Source organism: Brevundimonas sp. GW821-FHT02A10 (assembly GCF_059422025.1).
Genome location: NZ_JBWKWC010000003.1, coordinates 85,392 through 100,226, shown reverse-complemented (window position 1 = coordinate 100,226; position 14,835 = coordinate 85,392). Strand labels below are relative to the sequence as shown.

Genomic DNA, 14,835 nt, shown 5'->3' with positions numbered 1-14,835 from the left:
TTATTCGACCACCTTGGGCACGACATAGAAGCCGTCCGCCGACTTCGGGGCGTTCGACAGGACGGCGTCGACCTTGGCGCCGTCGGTGACGACGTCTTCGCGCAGACGCAGGGGCTGGGCGACGTTCGAGGTCATGGGCTCGACGCCCTCGACGTCGACCTCGTTCAGCTGGTCGATCCAGGCCATGATGCCGTTCAACTGCTGGGCCAGCGGCTCCAGCCGGTCTTCAGGGGTCTTGATGCGGGCGAGGTGGGCGACCTTGCGCACCGTCGCGGCGTCGATGGCCATGCGGCCCTCCGATAGTCAAAGTGCAAGGGGCGGTGACTAGCGGGCCACGGCCGGATGCACAAGGATTCAGGCGGCATCCAAAGGCCGCAAGGGCGCCGCAATCGCAAGCTTAGCCTTGGACGTCCCCACCGGAGTTCCGAGCATGCTGACCGCCCTCGCCTTCGCCGCCGTCCTCCAGACGACGCCCGCGCCTGCTGCGCCTGAGGCCTGCGCCTATGATCGAGAGGCGATGATGACCCTTTCGGCCGACGCCTTCGATCAGGACACCTCCGGCGGCTGGCGGCCTCTGGAGCAGAAGCCGGGCTGCGAGGCGGTCGCCGCCGACCTGCTGGCCGACTGGCGGGAAGCGCACCGCGGCACGCTGAACGCCGCCGAACTGCACATCAACTACTGGCACGAGGGTCAGGTCCGCGCGGGCATTGGCCAGACCGAGCGGGCCGTACGTCTGCTGATGGCGGGTGTGAACCCGACATCGACCGGTGATGGCTTTCAGGAATACGCCCTGGGCACCGTGGCCTTCCTGAACGACGACCGCCCCGCGCTGGAGGCCGCCCGCGCCCGGCTGGCCGCCACGCCCCCGCCTGCGACCTGGGACCAGACCGTCGCCGAGTTCCGCTCGAAATTCGGCGTCGAGGTCAAATGGCCGATGAACCTCGAGGTCCTCGACGGCCTGATCGCCTGTTTCGGCAAACCCTATGACGAGGCCTACAGCCGGGCTTGCCGACCGCAAGCCGCCGCCCATTAGGTCGCGGGCGTGATCCGCAGGATGACCGGCTGGTCGTCAGCTGGCCGGACGTCGAAGCCGAGGATCATGCGGCGGGTGCGGGTCCCGATGGTCCCGGTCGCGGGATCCATGGTGCTCTCCTCGACCTCCAGATCGACCCGTCCGGGCGACTGGTTCAGGACCTTGAACGAGAGGAAGTCGCCGATCTGATAGACCCACCAGCCCTCGGCTGGATTGCGATAGAAGGCGATGTAGGTCTGCAGCCCGTTCATGGCCGGGTCGCCGCCCGCCACGCCGAAGATTTTGCCGTCCATGCCGGTGGCCTGATCCAGCGCATGGACCTCCACGACAGAGGCCCAGGCCTGAAGATTATCGCCCGGCAGGGCCTTTACCGGTAGGCCGTGCCCGCTGGGGGTCAGGGCGGCGACGGTCGGCGCGGCAGGCTCCGCAGGTGCGGCCGGAGCTGCGACGGCCGGCGTCTTCGGGGCCTGAAAGGCCGTCCATGCGGCGCCCAGACGGTCGCAGCCGGACAGAGTCACGGCGACTGCGGCGACGACGAGTAGCGAGGCGTTGGTTTTCATTCTTGAGCCCTCCCAGGCCGACATTGGGCGCAACAACCCGCTGGCACAACACCGTTCGTTTGTTCGGCGATCTAGCGCTGGAACAGCTGGAGCAGCAGCGATGGCGTCCGGTTGGCGATGCCGAGGGCCTGTATCGCCAGTTGCTGCTTGACCTGCAGGGACTGAAGCCGCGCGCTTTCGACGGCCAGATCGGCGTCGACCAGCCGGCCGACCGAGATGTCGATGGCGTCCTGCACCTTGCGAACGAAGGTCAGATGGGTGTCCAGCGCCTTTGCGCCCGTCCCCAGCCGTCCGAGCGCGGCGTTCACCTTGTCCATGGCCGAGCTCAGGATCGGAAGATCGGTCGTGGCGTTCAAGGCGGTCAGATCGGCCGGCAGGCCCGCCAGCAGGGACCCGGTCGTCGACAGGTCGATGGCGTCGACATTGATGGTCGAGACGCCCCGGGTGTCGGCCAGGGCCCTGACCCCGTTGGCTACGGCTGCGGGCCCCACCAGATTGAGCCCGTTGAAGCCGGCGTTCCCCACCGTGCGGTCGATCTGGTCGCGCAACAAACGGTAGTCCTGATCGAGCGCGTTACGCGACGCCGTGGTCAGGGACGGATCGGACGCCGCCAGCATCTTCTCCTTCATCTGCATCAGCAGGTCTGAGACGGTCTCCCCGGCGGCCAGACCGACGTCGACGGCCGACTGCCCGCGCTGCAGGGAGGCGATGACCGCGTCATAGGCCTTGGACTCGGCCCGCTGCCCCTGGGCGATGGCCCAGACGGCGCCGTTGTCCTTGGGGCTGGCGATCTTCAGCCCGGTCGAAATGCGATTCTGGGTGACCGACAGCTCGCGGGTGATCGCCGCGAGGCTCTGCAGGGCGATCATCGCGCCCCCGTTCGTGTTGACGCTGAACAGCGACATCGAACTCGTCCAGATTTCCGGAGCGACGCCGATCGGCAACCGCAGGATGTTTTATCCCGACATCGGTTGTGCCGTCTTCGGGTTACCAAGGGCTGAACGGCGGCTTGCGTCGCCCCTGCCCTGCGCCTATCGCCTCCCCGTGCCCGTCCTCGACCTTCTCGACCTGCCCGCCGCCTGCCCGCCCGGAACGCCCTGGCTGGGGCTGGACCTTGGCGAGAACACCATCGGGGTCGCCGCCTCCGACACCTCGCGCATGATCGCCAGCCCGCTGGAGCTGATCCGCAAGACCAAATTCACCCAGGACGCCCAGCAGCTGCTCAAGCTGATGAACGGCAGGAACGTCTCGGCGCTGGTGATCGGCCTGCCGATGAACATGGACGGCACCGAGGGGCCGCGCGCCCAGTCCTGCCGCGCCTTCGCCCGCAATCTGGATCGCATCCAGCCGATCAACGTCGCCTTCTGGGACGAGCGGCTGTCGACCTCGGCCGTCGAGCGCTTCCTGATCGAGGACCTCGACCTCAGCCGCAAGCGCCGCGCCGGCGTCGTGGACCGCACCGCCGCCGCCTGGATCCTCCAGGGCGCGCTGGACCGCGTTCGGGATCAGGCCACATGGGTCTGACCGCCCTCATCTCCGGGGTCGTTCCGGTCTTCGTCATGATCGCGTTGGGCTACGGGCTGAAGAAGTCCAACTTCCTGCCCGACGAAACCTGGCGGCCGATCGAGAAGCTGTCGATCAACCTGCTGTATCCCGGCTTCCTGATCCCCTCGATCTGGGGCGCGGACCTGTCCAGCGGCAGCGCAGGCGCGGCGGCCGGGGCGGCAGTGGTCGCGGTACTGATTGTCTCGGCCTGCACCCTTCTGGCCAAGCCCCTGATGCGACTGGACGGCCCGGCCTACACCTCCGTCTATCAAGGGGTCATCCGCTGGAACAGTTTCGTCTTCCTGCCGGTGATCCAGGCCTCATTCGGAGCCGAAGGGCTGGCGCTGGCCGCGGTCATGATCGCCTGCATCATTCCCGTGACGAACATCGGCTGCGTCGCCGTCCTCGCCCGCTGGGGCGCCGACCAGCGCGGCGTGACGCCTGTGGCCCTGATCAAGGCCATGCTGGCCAATCCGATCCTGCTGGCCTGTCTGATCGGCCTGACGCTGAACCTGCTCGGCGTGCCCAGCATTCCCGGAGTGACAGACACCCTCAAACTGCTCGGCTCCGCCGCCCTGCCTCTGGGTCTGATCATCGCCGGGGCGGGCCTGAGCTTCGCCGAGGTGGCGCGCCGGAAGTACACCATCGCCGGGACCTCTTTCGTGAAGCTGGTGATCATGCCGCCCCTGATGTGGGGCCTGTGCATCGCCTTCGGCGGCGATCATCTGGCGCAGGGCGTGGCCATGCTGTGCGGCGCGGCGCCCGGCGCGGCGGCCTCCTACCTGTTGGCGCGGCAGATGGGCGGGGACGCGCCGATGATGGCCGGGGTGATCGCCCTGACCACAGTCATCAGCGCCCTGATGATCCCCCTCTTGCTGTTCATCTATCATCTGACCTGAGCAAGGGTTATAGCCCGGCCTCGATGACCGATTCAGCCACCGTCACCGACCTGATCTCCGAACGACTGATCCCGTTCCCGTCCCCGCATTTCCTGTCCGCCGGCGATCTCAACCCGCCCGCCGCGCTCGGATTGCTGGACCTCGCCGACGCCTTCGTCGACTTCAACCGCCAGTCGGCCAAGTCTCTGGACCTGATGCACGGCCGCACGGTCGTGAACATCTTCTTCGAGAACTCCACCCGGACCTCGTCCTCGTTCGAGATCGCGGCCAAGCGGCTCGGCGCCGACGTGGTCACCATGCCGGTCTCCGCCTCCTCCGTGGCCAAGGGCGAGACCCTGATCGACACGGCGGTGACCCTGAACGCCATGAAGCCGGACATTCTGGTCATCCGCCACGCCTCCTCCGGCGCTGCAGCGTTGCTTTCCCAGAAGGTCGGCTGCGCGGTGGTCAACGCCGGCGACGGCCGCCACGAGCATCCCACACAGGCTCTGCTGGATCTGCTCAGCCTGCGCCGCGCCTTCGGCGACGTCGGCGGCCTGACCATTGCGATTTGTGGGGACATCGCCCACAGCCGCGTCGCCCGCTCCAACGTCATCCTTCTGTCGATGATGGGCGCCCGCGTCCGCCTGATCGGCCCGCCGACCCTGGTGCCCGGCGACGCCGACCGCTGGGGCTGCGAGGTCTTCCACGACATGCGCGAGGGCCTTGCGGGCTGCGACGTCGTCATGATGCTGCGCCTGCAGCTGGAGCGGATGGAGGGGGCGCTGGTCCCCTCGACGCGCGAATACTTCCGTTTCTGGGGTCTGGACCGCGAGAAGCTGGCCTGGGCTGCGCCGAACGCGAAGGTCATGCACCCGGGGCCGATGAACCGGGGCGTCGAGATCGACTCCGACGTCGCTGACGACCTTACGGTCTCCCTCATTCAGGACCAGGTCGAGATGGGCGTCGCCGCCCGGATGGCCATCCTCGCCTCCCTCGCCAATCTGCGGGGAGCCGCCCGATGACCGCTCTCGCCGTTTTGAACGCCCGCCTGCTCGACCCGGCCACCGACTACGACGGTCCGGGCGCCCTGCTGATCGAGAACGGCAAGATCCTTGAGGTCGTGCGCGGCGGCGCCACCCAGGTCCCCTCGGGCGTGGAAGTCGTGGATGCGGGCGGCAAATGCCTGGCCCCCGGTCTGATCGACATCCGGGTCAAGACCGGCGAGCCGGGCGCCGAGCCCAAGGAGACCCTGAAGTCGGCCAGTCTCTCGGCGGCCGCGGGCGGGGTCTCGACCATCGTCATCCAGCCCGACACCGACCCGGCTGTCGACGATCCGGCCATGGTCGACTTCATCCAGCGGCGCGGCGCGGCCCTGAACCTCGTCAACGTCTTCGCGGCGGGCGCGGCGACGAAGAACCGCGACGGCCAGCGCATGGCCGAGATCGGCCTGATGGACGAGGCCGGCGCTCTCTACTTCACCGACGGCGACAAGGTCATCGCCAACAGCCGCACCCTGCAGCGGGTGATGAGCTACGCCGCCGCCTTCAACGCCCTGATCGCCTGCCGCCCGGCCGATCCCTGGCTGACCGAGGGCGCGGTCGCGACCTCCGGCGAGCTGGCCACGCGTCTGGGCCTGTCCGGCGCACCCGCCATCGCCGAACGCATCCAGCTGGAGCGCGACCTGGCCCTGGTCGAGCAGACCGGCGCGCGCTTCCTCGTCGATCAGATCTCGACCGCAGGCGCGCTTGAGACGCTGGCGCGCGCGCGAGCCAAGGGGCTGGAGGTCGCGGCCTCGGTCTCGATCAACCACCTGTGCTTCAACGAGATCGACATCGGCGACTACCGGACCTTCTACCGGCTCGACCCGCCGTTGCGGCCCGAGAGCGACCGTCAGGCCCTGATCGAGGCGGTGCGCGACGGCCTGATCGACGTCATCACCTCGGCCCACGCTCCCGCCCCCGCCGAGGACAAGCGCCGCCCGTTCGGCGAGGCCGCGCCCGGCGCCGTGGGTCTGGAGACCCTGCTGTCTGCAGCCCTGATGCTGCACCACGAGGACGGGCTGGAGCTGCTCGACATCCTGCGACCCCTGACCCACGGTCCGGCGTCGCTTCTGGGTCTGGACTCAGGCGTGCTGGCGGCCGGCGCCCCTGCCGACCTCGTCCTGTTCGACCTCAACGCTCCCGTGGTGGTGGATGCGGCGAAGCTGAAGTCCAAGTCCAAGAACTCGCCCTTCGATGGACGGATGCTTCAGGGCAAGGTGCTGGGGACCTGGGTCGGAGGCCGGAAGGTCTTCTAGCGCCGGCACGTCTCCGCCTTCGCCACTTCCGCGCCCAGCACCGACTTCACCGCCAGCGGCGTATCGGTGGCGATCACCGTCACGCCCTGATCGAACAGGCTGCGATATTCGCTGACGTCGCCGTCCGCCGCATAGACGCGGTCCAGCGCCCGGTCCGAGCCGCCCAGCGTCCCGAACTGCGCTTCCACGCCCAGAGCCTTCATGGCGCTCCACAGGGCCGGATCGGGACGGCCGGCCCCCGTCCAGGCGAGGATCTGCGGGCGGCGCAGGCCGTCCAGTTCGGCGACCGACTTGACCCCGGCGGAGATCATCATCTCCGGCGCCATGTCGGCGACGGCGCGGGCGGTCTCGGGGCTGTAGGTGATCAGGATGACCCGGTCGGCGGCGCCGACGCGGCGGACTTCGTCGATGACCGCGCGGGCCAGCGTCAGGGTCGCGGCTTCCGAGGCGGGCTTCAGGTCGATGCTGGCGATGGCGTGGACCTGTCCGGCGGCGGCCAGGGCCTCGGCCAGGGTCGGCGGCGCCTCATCGGTCAGATGGCCGTCGGGCGCGCGCAGCCGGGCCGCCTTGACCTCGGCGAGCGTGAGGTCGGCGACCTTGCCCTGACCCGTGGTGGTCCGCTCCATCGTATCGTCGTGCATCAGGGTCAGTTTGCCGTCGCTGGTCAGGACGGCGTCGATCTCGACGATCGCATTGGGAATGGCCAGGCCCGTGGCGCGGATGGCGGCCAGCGAGTTCTCCGGCTGGTCGTCCGCCGACTGGCCCCGGTGGGCCGAGATGACGATGCCGCCGTCACGCACGCAGTCGAACCAGGCGGCCAGATGCGGCCCGGACGATCCCGTGCGCGGCGTGGCGGCGCATCCGGTCAGCAGGGCAGTGACGGCGACAGCGGCGAAAAGGGAACGGATCATGCGCGAACTCCACAGGCGGGCGGACCAAATCCGCAACACCCGGCCAGGTCAAGACAAGGTTTGACGACCGGGAATGATCAGACGCTTGCCGTCACGTTAGTCGCGACGCATCGTCCGCGAAACACGACGTCGGGAGCGAATCACCGTGCAGGATCTTGTAGCGCCAGCTCTGGGCTCACTCGCCCTCGCAGCGGTCGGCGGCTATCTGCTGGGCTCGATTCCCTTCGGCGTGGTCATCACCCGGGCCGCGGGCGCGGGTGACGTGCGCAACATCGGCTCCGGCAATATCGGCGCGACCAACGTCCTTCGCACCGGCCGCAAGGATCTGGCCCTGGCCACCCTGCTGCTCGACGCCGGCAAGGGCGCCGTGGCCCTGCTGATCGCGCGCTGGCTGTTCGGGTCCGAGCTGGCGGGCGCCATCGCCGGCGGCGCGGCCTTCATCGGTCACCTGTTCCCGGTCTGGCTCAAGTTCAAGGGCGGCAAGGGGGTCGCGACCTTCTTCGGCCTGCTGATCGCCGCCCACTGGCCTCTGGGCCTGATGGCCGGGGCGACCTGGCTGATCGTCGCCTTCCTCCTGCGATATTCGTCGCTGGCCGCCCTGATCGCGGCCTTCATGGCGCCGATCTATGCCATCCTGCCCATCCCGGCCCTCGGCCTTCCGGTCGGGCAGCCGATCCTGGTCCTCGCCTTTGTCACGGCGGTGCTGATCTGGATCCGCCACCATGAGAACATCGCCCGCCTGCTCAAGGGGGCGGAACCCCGCATCGGCGCGAAGAAGGCGTGAGCCTTTCGGACGCAGAACGGTTCGCCCGCCTGCGTCTCGCCCGCGCCGACCGCGTCGGTCCGGTCTCCTTCCGTCAGTTGCTGGACCGCTTCGGCTCAGCCGGGCGCGCCCTCGAAGCCCTGCCCGATCTGGTGCGCAAGGGCGGGTCGAGCGGCTACGCCCTGCCCACCCTGGACCGCATCGAGGCCGAACTGGCCGCCGGTGAACGCAAGGGCGCGCAGCTGCTGGTCTTCGGCGACACCGACTATCCGCCCGTGCTGGCGGCGGTCGATCCGCCCCCGCCCCTGCTCTGGACCCTCGGTGACGCCGCCCTGCTGTCGAAGGAAGCGGTCGGCGTGGTCGGCGCCCGCATCGCCTCGGCCGGCGGCCAGAGGATCGCGCGGGGCCTGTCGCAGTCACTCGGTCAGGCGGGCTTCGTCGTGGTCTCGGGTCTGGCCCGCGGCATCGATGCGGCGGCCCACGCCGGATCGCTGGAGACGGGCACGGTGGCGGTGCTCGGCGGTGGCGTCGACGACGTCTATCCGCCCGACAACGCGGGCCTCTATGACCAGATCGTCGAGCGTGGCTGCGTGGTCTCCGAAAGCCCGATGGGCGCCCGGGCCCAGGCGCGCGACTTTCCGCGCCGCAACCGCATCATCTCCGGCCTGTCGCGCGGGATCATCGTGGTCGAGGCGGAGCTCAAGTCCGGCTCCCTGATCACTGCCCGGCTGGCGGCTGAACAGGGCCGCGACGTCTTCGCCGTGCCGGGCTCGCCGCTCGATCCGCGCTCGAGGGGCCCCAACGAGCTGCTGCGTCAGGGCGCCATTCTGTGCGAAGGCGTCGACGACGTCCGCCGCGCCTTCGAGACCCTGCGCACGCTGTCCGAACCACCCTCCGACGCCTTCGATGGCATGCCGGACGAGGTCGATCAGGCCCTCATCGACCGCGTCGCCGCCCTGCTCTCGCCCACCCCCACGCCCCGCGACGAACTGGCCCGCGCCTGCGGCGCGCCGGTCAGCCATGTGGCAGCGGCGTTGCTGGAGCTCAGTCTGGCGGGTAGAGCGACGCTGCTGCCGGGCGGGTTGGCGAGTTTGTAGGCTGACAGTCGAACACGAGGCTCGAGTGATGTTGTCCCTGATCTTCGGCGCCGCCCTCGTGGCCAGCGCCTCGAACGACACCCGCACCGCCTATCAGGACGGCCAGCTGTGGGCGGATAGCGGGCGCGCGACAGCCGCCTGCTTGACCGAGATCAACGCCGGTTCGCAGGAACCCTTGAATCTCGCCATTCCGGCCAATCGGGAGGCGGTCAGGGTTGTGGCCCAGACCCTCGCGGGGCAGGCCCAGGCTCTGGTTCGCCACCGCGACGTCTGGCTCGCCTACGTCAGCCGGCTGGAGTCTGCTCCGCCTCGCACGGAAGACGTCGTCAGCCTTGAAAAGGCGAAGGAGACCGCCGGCGCCGCCGAGACCCGAACCCGGGCGTTCCTCAGCCGCTATCCGGGCTGCCGTTTCGCGGAAGACGGCCCGGTCGCCTGACACCTACTCTTCCCGCTCCGGCGACCGTGTCGCCGCGCGAACCGGCGACCCCGTCCTCGGAAACTCACGCCCCAGAGCCTCGGCCATGGCCTGTTCGGCGATTAGGAAGACCTGGTCCCGCTGGTGGTAGTTGTTGGACAGGACGATCACCGTCACATCGGCGTCGGGCTGGTAGGTGATCAGGTTGCGGAAGCCCGACCAACTGCCCGTGTGATAGACCTGCAGGTCCTCGAACGACGGCGACACCATTTCGCCCAGCCGCTTGGTGAAGATGCCATAGCCCCAGGTGCGGCGCGTGCGGCCGCGTTCGTCGGGCGTATCGGCGGGGGCGTGGTCGGCCAGCATCTGGCCGTAGCTGAAGGGCGTCAGGACGTGGCCCCGGTGCAGGGCGCGCTCCCAGGCCAGCATGTCGTCCAGGGTCGAATAGATGGCGCCGGCGCCGATCACGATGCTGACGTTCGGAATGGTCTGGGCCGCGAGCCCCGACGGATAGTTGGCATAGCCCATGGCCACGTCGGGGGCGTCGCCGAGGCCGGTGCGATCCATGCCCAGAGGCGCGAAGATCGCCGTCTGCATATAGATTTCGTACGGCATGCCGCTGGCCTTCTCGACGATGGCGGCGGCCAGGTTGAAGCCGGCGTTATCGTAGGAGACCTTGGTCCCCGGCTCGAACCGCAGCGGGAAGCGTTTGGAGTCCTCGGTCAGCTCGGCCAGCGTCGCCGGCGTCACCCGGCGCATGCCCCAGTAGGGCCGCGCCATCAGGTCGGGAATGCCCGAGGTGTGCGACAGCAGGTGGTGGATCTTGATCCCCGCCCAGGCGGCCGGGCACGGCTGGATCCATTTGCAAACAGCGTCATTGATGGTCAGCTTGCCCTGATCCTGCAGCTTCAGGATGGCGGCGGCGGTGAACTGTTTGCTGATCGAGGCCAGCCGATAGCGGGTCTCGATGGTCGCGCGCTCGCCCTTCGATACCTCGGCGGGACCATAGGCCTGACGGAACAGGACGGTGTCGCCCTTCGCCACCAGAACGGCGCCCATGAAGCGCGGCTGGGCGTCCAGCGCGGCCTTCAGCTTGGGCAGGTCCTCGACCACGACCACCGGCGGGCGCAGCGGCAGCTGGGCGATCTGCTGATGGACGCGTTCGGGCTTGCCGTGGCCCCGGGCCAGCACCACGCCCCCGGTCACGAGCAGCGCCAGGACGATGACGGCCAGAATGCCGATCAGCAGCCGGGGCGGGCCGCCGGCGGTCTTTGGGACGATAAACAAACGCGAACCTTGAAAACCGGACGTCGGATCAGACGTCGTACTCCAGACCGAACTGGGCATAGAGGGCCCGGCTGTCCTGCCACTTGGGATCGACTTTCACCGTGACGAAAAGATGGACGGGCCGGTCCAGCAGCTCCGTCAGTTCCTCGCGCGACTTCTGGCCGATCCATTTCAGGGTCTGGCCGCCCTTGCCCAGGATGATCGGGCGCTGGCTCTCGCGCTCGACATAGATGGTCTGTTCGATACGGGCCGAGCCGTCGGCCTTTTCGTCGAAGGCCGTGGTCTCCACCGCCGCCGAATAGGGCAGCTCCTCGTGGACGCGCAGATAGACCTTCTCGCGGGTGATTTCGGCGGCCAGCACCCGGATCGGCACATCGGCGCTCTGGTCCTCGGGATAGAGCCACGGCCCCGCCGGCATCGACATGGCCAGACGCGACTTCAGGTCGTCCACGCCGTCGCCGGTCTCGGCGGAGATCATATAGACCTCGGAATAGACCCCGGTTTCGAACAGCTGGTGCGACAGGGCCAGCAGGGTGTCGCGGCGCATGCCGTCGATCTTGTTGAGGCCCAGGATGACCTTGGAGCCCGAGGCCTTCAGGTTCTCGATGATGGTCTCGGTGTCCTCGGCGGACTTGCGGTCGGCGGGCGTGCCGTCCTTGCCTTCCGAGGCGATGTGCGACGGGGCGTCGATCAGATGGACCACGACGTCGGCGTCCGAGGCCCCGCCCCAGGCCGAGGCGACCATGGCCCGGTCCAGACGGCGGCGCGGGGTGAAGATTCCGGGCGTGTCGACCAGCACGATCTGGGCGTCGCCCTGGATGGCGATGCCGCGGACCGGAAAGCGCGTCGTCTGCACCTTCTGGGTAACGATCGAGACCTTTGACCCCGTCAGCCGGTTGACCAGCGTCGACTTGCCCGCATTGGGCGCGCCGATGATGGCCGCAAAGCCGGCTTTGGAATTGGGGTTCAGTTCGGTGATATCGGTCAAATGACGCCTTCTCGTTGCAGCATGGCCGTCGCGGCGGCCTTTTCCGCATCCTGACGCGAGCGTCCGGGAGCGGATATGGGTTCTAACCCCGCCACCGACACCTGGACGGTGAAGGTGGGGGCATGGTCCGAGCCGGAACGGCCGGTGATCTCATAGGTCGGCAGGGGCCGTCCCTGCCCTTGCGACCATTCCTGGAGCGCGGACTTGGGATTGGCCGTGGCGCGTTCGGGCGGACGGGCCAGTTCCTCGGCCCAGGCGCGTTCGAAGACCTTGCGGGCGGCGTCCAGACCGCCGTCCAGATAGACGGCCGCCAGAACGGCCTCCATGGCGTCGGCGATGACGCCCTCCTTGCGGCGGCCGCCCGACTTGGTCTCGCCCGGCGACAGCCGCACGGCGTCGCCGATGCCCAGCGCAGCCCCGACGCGGCCGCAGGCGTGCTTGTCGACCAGGGTGTGCAGACGCGAGGACAACTGGCCCTCGTCGGCCTCGGGGAAGTCGGCGTGCAGCCGGTCGGCGACCAGCAGGCCAAGGACCCGGTCGCCCAGGAACTCCATCCGCTCGTTGTCGCGCGGGGCTTTCGAGGTCTGCGGGGCGACGCCCTCGCCCACGCTGGCGTGGGTCAGGGCCCGGTCAAGCAGACGCGGGTCGCGAAAATCGTGACCGAGCCGGCGGACCAGTTCGGCCACCGCCTCTGTCCTTGAATTCGCCATCAGTCGAGAAGGTGGAAGAAGCGGCTGGGCCGGATCTTCGAGAACCAGCTGACCGGGTTCCACAGGCTGGCGCCCGGCTTCCACGAGAACATGATGATCTGGGCCTTGCCGACGAGGTTCTCGGCCGGGACGAAGCCCACGCCGGAGGACTGTTCGACGCGGCTGTCGATCGAGTTGTCGCGGTTGTCGCCCATCATGAAGTAGTAGCCCGACGGCACCTCATAGACCGGGGTGTCGTCCAGATCGCCGCCCGGACCGAAGTCCTGGGTCATGAAGTTCTTGCCGTTGGGCAGGGTCTCGCGGGCCTCGGTAGCGGCGCGTGCGCCCCAGGCGTCGGCGACCTCGGTGCTGGACACCACGGCGTCCTGAACCGGCGTGCCGTTGATGTACAGCTTGTTGGCGATCATCTGGATCTTGTCGCCCGGCAGGCCGATCACCCGCTTGATGTAGTCGGTCTTGTTGTCGCGCGGCAGTTTGAACACGACGATATCGCCGCGGTTCGGCGCGCGGCCGAAGACCCGACCGTCCCCGATCGGAAGGTTGATCGGCAGGCCGCTGGAATATTTCGAATAGCCGTACGACCACTTGGACACGACGATGTAGTCGCCCTCGTAGAGGTTGGGCTCCATCGAGGCAGACGGGATGGTGAAGGGCTGGAACAGCAGCACCCGCAGGACGAAGGCGATCAGCAGGGCGAAGACGACCGTCTTGACGATCTCCACGCCTTCACTGCCGGCGGAGCGTTCTTCAGGGTCGTCGACGCGGGCGGCCTTGGGCATCTTTTCCTTCTTGGCGGCGATGGGATCGTCTTCGAACGGGGCGTCGCCGTGGTCGCTCCAGATCGGACGCTTTTCGGCGGCGGCGGCGGCGACCGGCATCACCGACAGGACGCCGGGGTCGGTCTCGCCCGGGGTCGGTTCGAGAATCACCGGCTCGTCGACGATCTGCGCGTCGACGGGCGCTTCGGTGGAGACGATTTCGTCCTCGGGGGCGGCGGCTTCGACGACGGCGTGAGAATCGGCTTCCGCCGCCGTTTCTTCAGCGGTTTCAACAGTCGGAGTCGCTTCGGCGTCCACACCGGCTTCCGGCGTTTCAGGCTCGTGCGGCTTGTGTTCTTCGCTCATCGTTGAGTAGGCCTGATCCCCGACCGCTTCGCGCGGCGCATGAAGGCCGCACTATAGCCTGATTACGACAGCGGCAAGGCCTCGATCACCACGAAGGCGAGTGCATACGGGTGTTCGTCGCTGAGCGTGAGGTGGATTTTCGCTGTGTGGCCCGGGGGCGTCAGCCGCACCAGATGATCGGCGGCCGGACCCGTCAGTTGGAGGGTCGGCTGGCCGCTGCGCTGGTTCACCACCCCCATGTCCTTCCAGTAGACATCGCGGCGCATCCCGGTGCCCAGCGCCTTGGCGCAGGCCTCCTTGGCCGCGAACCGTTTGGCGTAGCTCCAGGCCGCGTCCGGCTTGCGGTCCGAGCGGGTTCGTTCGATCTCGGTGAAGCAGCGGTTCTTGAACCGGTCGCCGAAGCGGTCGAGCGATTCCTGGATCCGGCGGATGTCGCAGAGGTCCGCGCCGACCCCGATGATCACGCGACCGCCCCAACCTCTGATCGGGCCTCATCCATCAGGGCGCGCATCCGGGCAATGGCGGGGCCCAGGCCGACGAAGATCGCCTCCCCGATCAGGAAGTGACCGATGTTCAGCTCCATGATCTGCGGAATGGCCGCGACCGGCTTGACCGTCTCATAGTCGATGCCGTGGCCCGCATGGACCTCCAGCCCCAGATCGGCGGCGAGCGCGGCGCCCGCCGTGAGCGCGGCCAGATGCTCGGCGGCCTCGGCCTCATGGCCATCGCGGAAGGCGTCGCAGAAAGCGCCGGTGTGCAGCTCGACCACCTGGGCGCCCGTGCGGTGCGCGGCCTCGATCTGCAGCGGATCGGCGCCGATGAACAGGGACACCCGCGATCCCGCCGCCTTCAGCTGGCCGACGAAGGGGGCGATCCAGTTGTGGCCGCCGGCCACATCCAGCCCGCCCTCGGTCGTGCGCTCCTCGCGCTTCTCGGGCACCAGACAGACGGCGTGAGGCCGGTGATGCAGGGCGATGTCGAGCATCTCCTGGGTCACCGCCATCTCGAGGTTCAACGGACGCGCCTCGTCGCGCAGCACCACGGCCAGGGCGTCGATGTCGGCGTCGGAGATATGGCGACGATCTTCACGCAGGTGGGCCGTGATGCCGTCGGCCCCGGCCGCCAGCGCCTCGCGCGCCGCCCGCACCGGATCGGGATACAGGCCGCCGCGCGCGTTCCGGACGGTCGCGACGTGGTCGATATTGACGCCGAGCCTGAGCACCTG

At 68.5% G+C, this 14,835-nt stretch carries 18 protein-coding genes; 8 read left to right on the top strand and 10 right to left on the bottom strand.

Annotated elements, in window-relative coordinates:
- On the bottom strand, positions 1–288 hold the full coding sequence (gene gatC / locus AC07U0_RS10035; RefSeq protein ID WP_207931788.1) for an Asp-tRNA(Asn)/Glu-tRNA(Gln) amidotransferase subunit GatC: 288 nt from the start codon (positions 286–288) through the stop codon (positions 1–3).
- Positions 289–430: 142 nt separating this feature from the next.
- Here gatC and AC07U0_RS10030 point away from each other — a divergent pair, with 142 nt between their 5' ends.
- Positions 431–1,033 (top strand): hypothetical protein, encoded by a 603-nt coding sequence (locus AC07U0_RS10030; protein ID WP_494719880.1) that lies wholly within the window; start codon positions 431–433, stop codon positions 1,031–1,033.
- Here AC07U0_RS10030 and AC07U0_RS10025 read toward each other — a convergent pair.
- Both AC07U0_RS10025 and AC07U0_RS10020 read right to left on the bottom strand, forming a co-directional pair.
- On the bottom strand, positions 1,030–1,593 hold the full coding sequence (locus AC07U0_RS10025; protein WP_494719879.1) for a hypothetical protein: 564 nt from the start codon (positions 1,591–1,593) through the stop codon (positions 1,030–1,032). The genes AC07U0_RS10030 and AC07U0_RS10025 overlap by 4 nt on opposite strands.
- Before the next feature lie 71 nt (positions 1,594–1,664).
- On the bottom strand, positions 1,665–2,498 hold the full coding sequence (locus tag AC07U0_RS10020; protein ID WP_494719878.1) for a flagellin: 834 nt from the start codon (positions 2,496–2,498) through the stop codon (positions 1,665–1,667).
- A gap of 139 nt (positions 2,499–2,637) precedes the next feature.
- Here AC07U0_RS10020 and ruvX point away from each other — a divergent pair, with 139 nt between their 5' ends.
- Genes ruvX through pyrC form a run of 4 tightly spaced genes read left to right on the top strand, consistent with a single transcriptional unit; the run spans position 2,638 to position 6,315 of the window.
- Positions 2,638–3,117 carry a Holliday junction resolvase RuvX gene (ruvX, locus tag AC07U0_RS10015; RefSeq protein ID WP_494720275.1) on the top strand — a complete coding sequence of 160 codons (480 nt, stop codon included), beginning with the start codon at positions 2,638–2,640 and terminating at the stop codon, positions 3,115–3,117.
- Positions 3,108–4,037, top strand: coding sequence for an AEC family transporter (locus AC07U0_RS10010; protein ID WP_494719877.1), 930 nt, complete (start codon positions 3,108–3,110; stop codon positions 4,035–4,037). Before ruvX ends, AC07U0_RS10010 begins: the two co-directional genes overlap by 10 nt.
- Positions 4,038–4,060: 23 nt before the next feature.
- Positions 4,061–5,041 (top strand): aspartate carbamoyltransferase catalytic subunit, encoded by a 981-nt coding sequence (locus AC07U0_RS10005; RefSeq protein ID WP_494719876.1) that lies wholly within the window; start codon positions 4,061–4,063, stop codon positions 5,039–5,041.
- The gene (pyrC, locus tag AC07U0_RS10000; protein WP_494719875.1) at positions 5,038–6,315 is read left to right on the top strand and encodes a dihydroorotase; all 1,278 of its coding nucleotides are present in this window, start codon (positions 5,038–5,040) and stop codon (positions 6,313–6,315) included. The genes AC07U0_RS10005 and pyrC overlap by 4 nt, the downstream gene beginning before the upstream one ends.
- On the opposite strand, the gene AC07U0_RS09995 is transcribed toward pyrC, so the two are convergent.
- On the bottom strand, positions 6,312–7,226 hold the full coding sequence (locus AC07U0_RS09995) for a glycerophosphodiester phosphodiesterase family protein (protein ID WP_494719874.1): 915 nt from the start codon (positions 7,224–7,226) through the stop codon (positions 6,312–6,314). The genes pyrC and AC07U0_RS09995 overlap by 4 nt on opposite strands.
- A 145-nt stretch (positions 7,227–7,371) precedes the next feature.
- Between AC07U0_RS09995 and plsY the strand changes: the two genes are divergently transcribed.
- Genes plsY through AC07U0_RS09980 form a run of 3 tightly spaced genes read left to right on the top strand, consistent with a single transcriptional unit; the run spans position 7,372 to position 9,522 of the window.
- Positions 7,372–8,010: a glycerol-3-phosphate 1-O-acyltransferase PlsY gene (gene plsY, locus AC07U0_RS09990; RefSeq protein WP_494719873.1), complete on the top strand. Its 639-nt coding sequence runs from the start codon at positions 7,372–7,374 to the stop codon at positions 8,008–8,010.
- On the top strand, positions 8,007–9,086 hold the full coding sequence (gene dprA, locus AC07U0_RS09985) for a DNA-processing protein DprA (protein ID WP_494719872.1): 1,080 nt from the start codon (positions 8,007–8,009) through the stop codon (positions 9,084–9,086). Before plsY ends, dprA begins: the two co-directional genes overlap by 4 nt.
- 28 nt (positions 9,087–9,114) lie before the next feature.
- Positions 9,115–9,522 carry a hypothetical protein gene (locus AC07U0_RS09980; protein WP_494719871.1) on the top strand — a complete coding sequence of 136 codons (408 nt, stop codon included), beginning with the start codon at positions 9,115–9,117 and terminating at the stop codon, positions 9,520–9,522.
- 3 nt (positions 9,523–9,525) lie between these two features.
- Here the strand turns inward: AC07U0_RS09980 and AC07U0_RS09975 are convergent, their stop codons facing one another.
- From AC07U0_RS09975 to AC07U0_RS09950, 6 genes are all read right to left on the bottom strand, one after another.
- Positions 9,526–10,788, bottom strand: coding sequence for a serine hydrolase domain-containing protein (locus AC07U0_RS09975; protein WP_494719870.1), 1,263 nt, complete (start codon positions 10,786–10,788; stop codon positions 9,526–9,528).
- A 28-nt stretch (positions 10,789–10,816) separates the two neighbouring features.
- The gene (gene era / locus AC07U0_RS09970; RefSeq protein WP_494720274.1) at positions 10,817–11,767 is read right to left on the bottom strand and encodes a GTPase Era; all 951 of its coding nucleotides are present in this window, start codon (positions 11,765–11,767) and stop codon (positions 10,817–10,819) included.
- 5 nt (positions 11,768–11,772) lie between these two features.
- Complete coding sequence (gene rnc / locus AC07U0_RS09965) at positions 11,773–12,486, bottom strand: ribonuclease III (protein WP_494719869.1); 714 nt, start codon at positions 12,484–12,486, stop codon at positions 11,773–11,775.
- Positions 12,486–13,265, bottom strand: coding sequence for a signal peptidase I (gene lepB, locus AC07U0_RS09960; RefSeq protein WP_494720273.1), 780 nt, complete (start codon positions 13,263–13,265; stop codon positions 12,486–12,488). The genes rnc and lepB overlap by 1 nt, the downstream gene beginning before the upstream one ends.
- Before the next feature lie 407 nt (positions 13,266–13,672).
- Positions 13,673–14,074, bottom strand: a complete 402-nt coding sequence (gene acpS, locus AC07U0_RS09955; RefSeq protein WP_494719868.1) for a holo-ACP synthase — start codon at positions 14,072–14,074, stop codon at positions 13,673–13,675.
- A complete protein-coding gene (locus tag AC07U0_RS09950; RefSeq protein ID WP_494719867.1) occupies positions 14,071–14,832 on the bottom strand; it encodes a pyridoxine 5'-phosphate synthase in 762 nt (253 codons plus the stop codon). The genes acpS and AC07U0_RS09950 overlap by 4 nt, the downstream gene beginning before the upstream one ends.
- Between the last annotated feature and the right edge of the window lie 3 nt (positions 14,833–14,835).

Excerpts from the sequence above, each read along its gene's own strand:
- AC07U0_RS10005 (WP_494719876.1), top strand. The coding sequence starts at position 4,061 with ATGACCGATTCAGCCACCGTCACCGACCTGATCTCCGAACGACTGATC.
- AC07U0_RS09995 (WP_494719874.1), bottom strand. The coding sequence starts at position 7,226 with ATGATCCGTTCCCTTTTCGCCGCTGTCGCCGTCACTGCCCTGCTGACC.
- gatC (WP_207931788.1), bottom strand. The coding sequence starts at position 288 with ATGGCCATCGACGCCGCGACGGTGCGCAAGGTCGCCCACCTCGCCCGC.
- AC07U0_RS10030 (WP_494719880.1), top strand. The coding sequence starts at position 431 with ATGCTGACCGCCCTCGCCTTCGCCGCCGTCCTCCAGACGACGCCCGCG.
- AC07U0_RS10025 (WP_494719879.1), bottom strand. The coding sequence starts at position 1,593 with ATGAAAACCAACGCCTCGCTACTCGTCGTCGCCGCAGTCGCCGTGACT.
- AC07U0_RS09980 (WP_494719871.1), top strand. The coding sequence starts at position 9,115 with ATGTTGTCCCTGATCTTCGGCGCCGCCCTCGTGGCCAGCGCCTCGAAC.
- AC07U0_RS10020 (WP_494719878.1), bottom strand. The coding sequence starts at position 2,498 with ATGTCGCTGTTCAGCGTCAACACGAACGGGGGCGCGATGATCGCCCTG.
- rnc (WP_494719869.1), bottom strand. The coding sequence starts at position 12,486 with ATGGCGAATTCAAGGACAGAGGCGGTGGCCGAACTGGTCCGCCGGCTC.
- lepB (WP_494720273.1), bottom strand. The coding sequence starts at position 13,265 with ATGCCCAAGGCCGCCCGCGTCGACGACCCTGAAGAACGCTCCGCCGGC.
- pyrC (WP_494719875.1), top strand. The coding sequence starts at position 5,038 with ATGACCGCTCTCGCCGTTTTGAACGCCCGCCTGCTCGACCCGGCCACC.
- AC07U0_RS10010 (WP_494719877.1), top strand. The coding sequence starts at position 3,108 with ATGGGTCTGACCGCCCTCATCTCCGGGGTCGTTCCGGTCTTCGTCATG.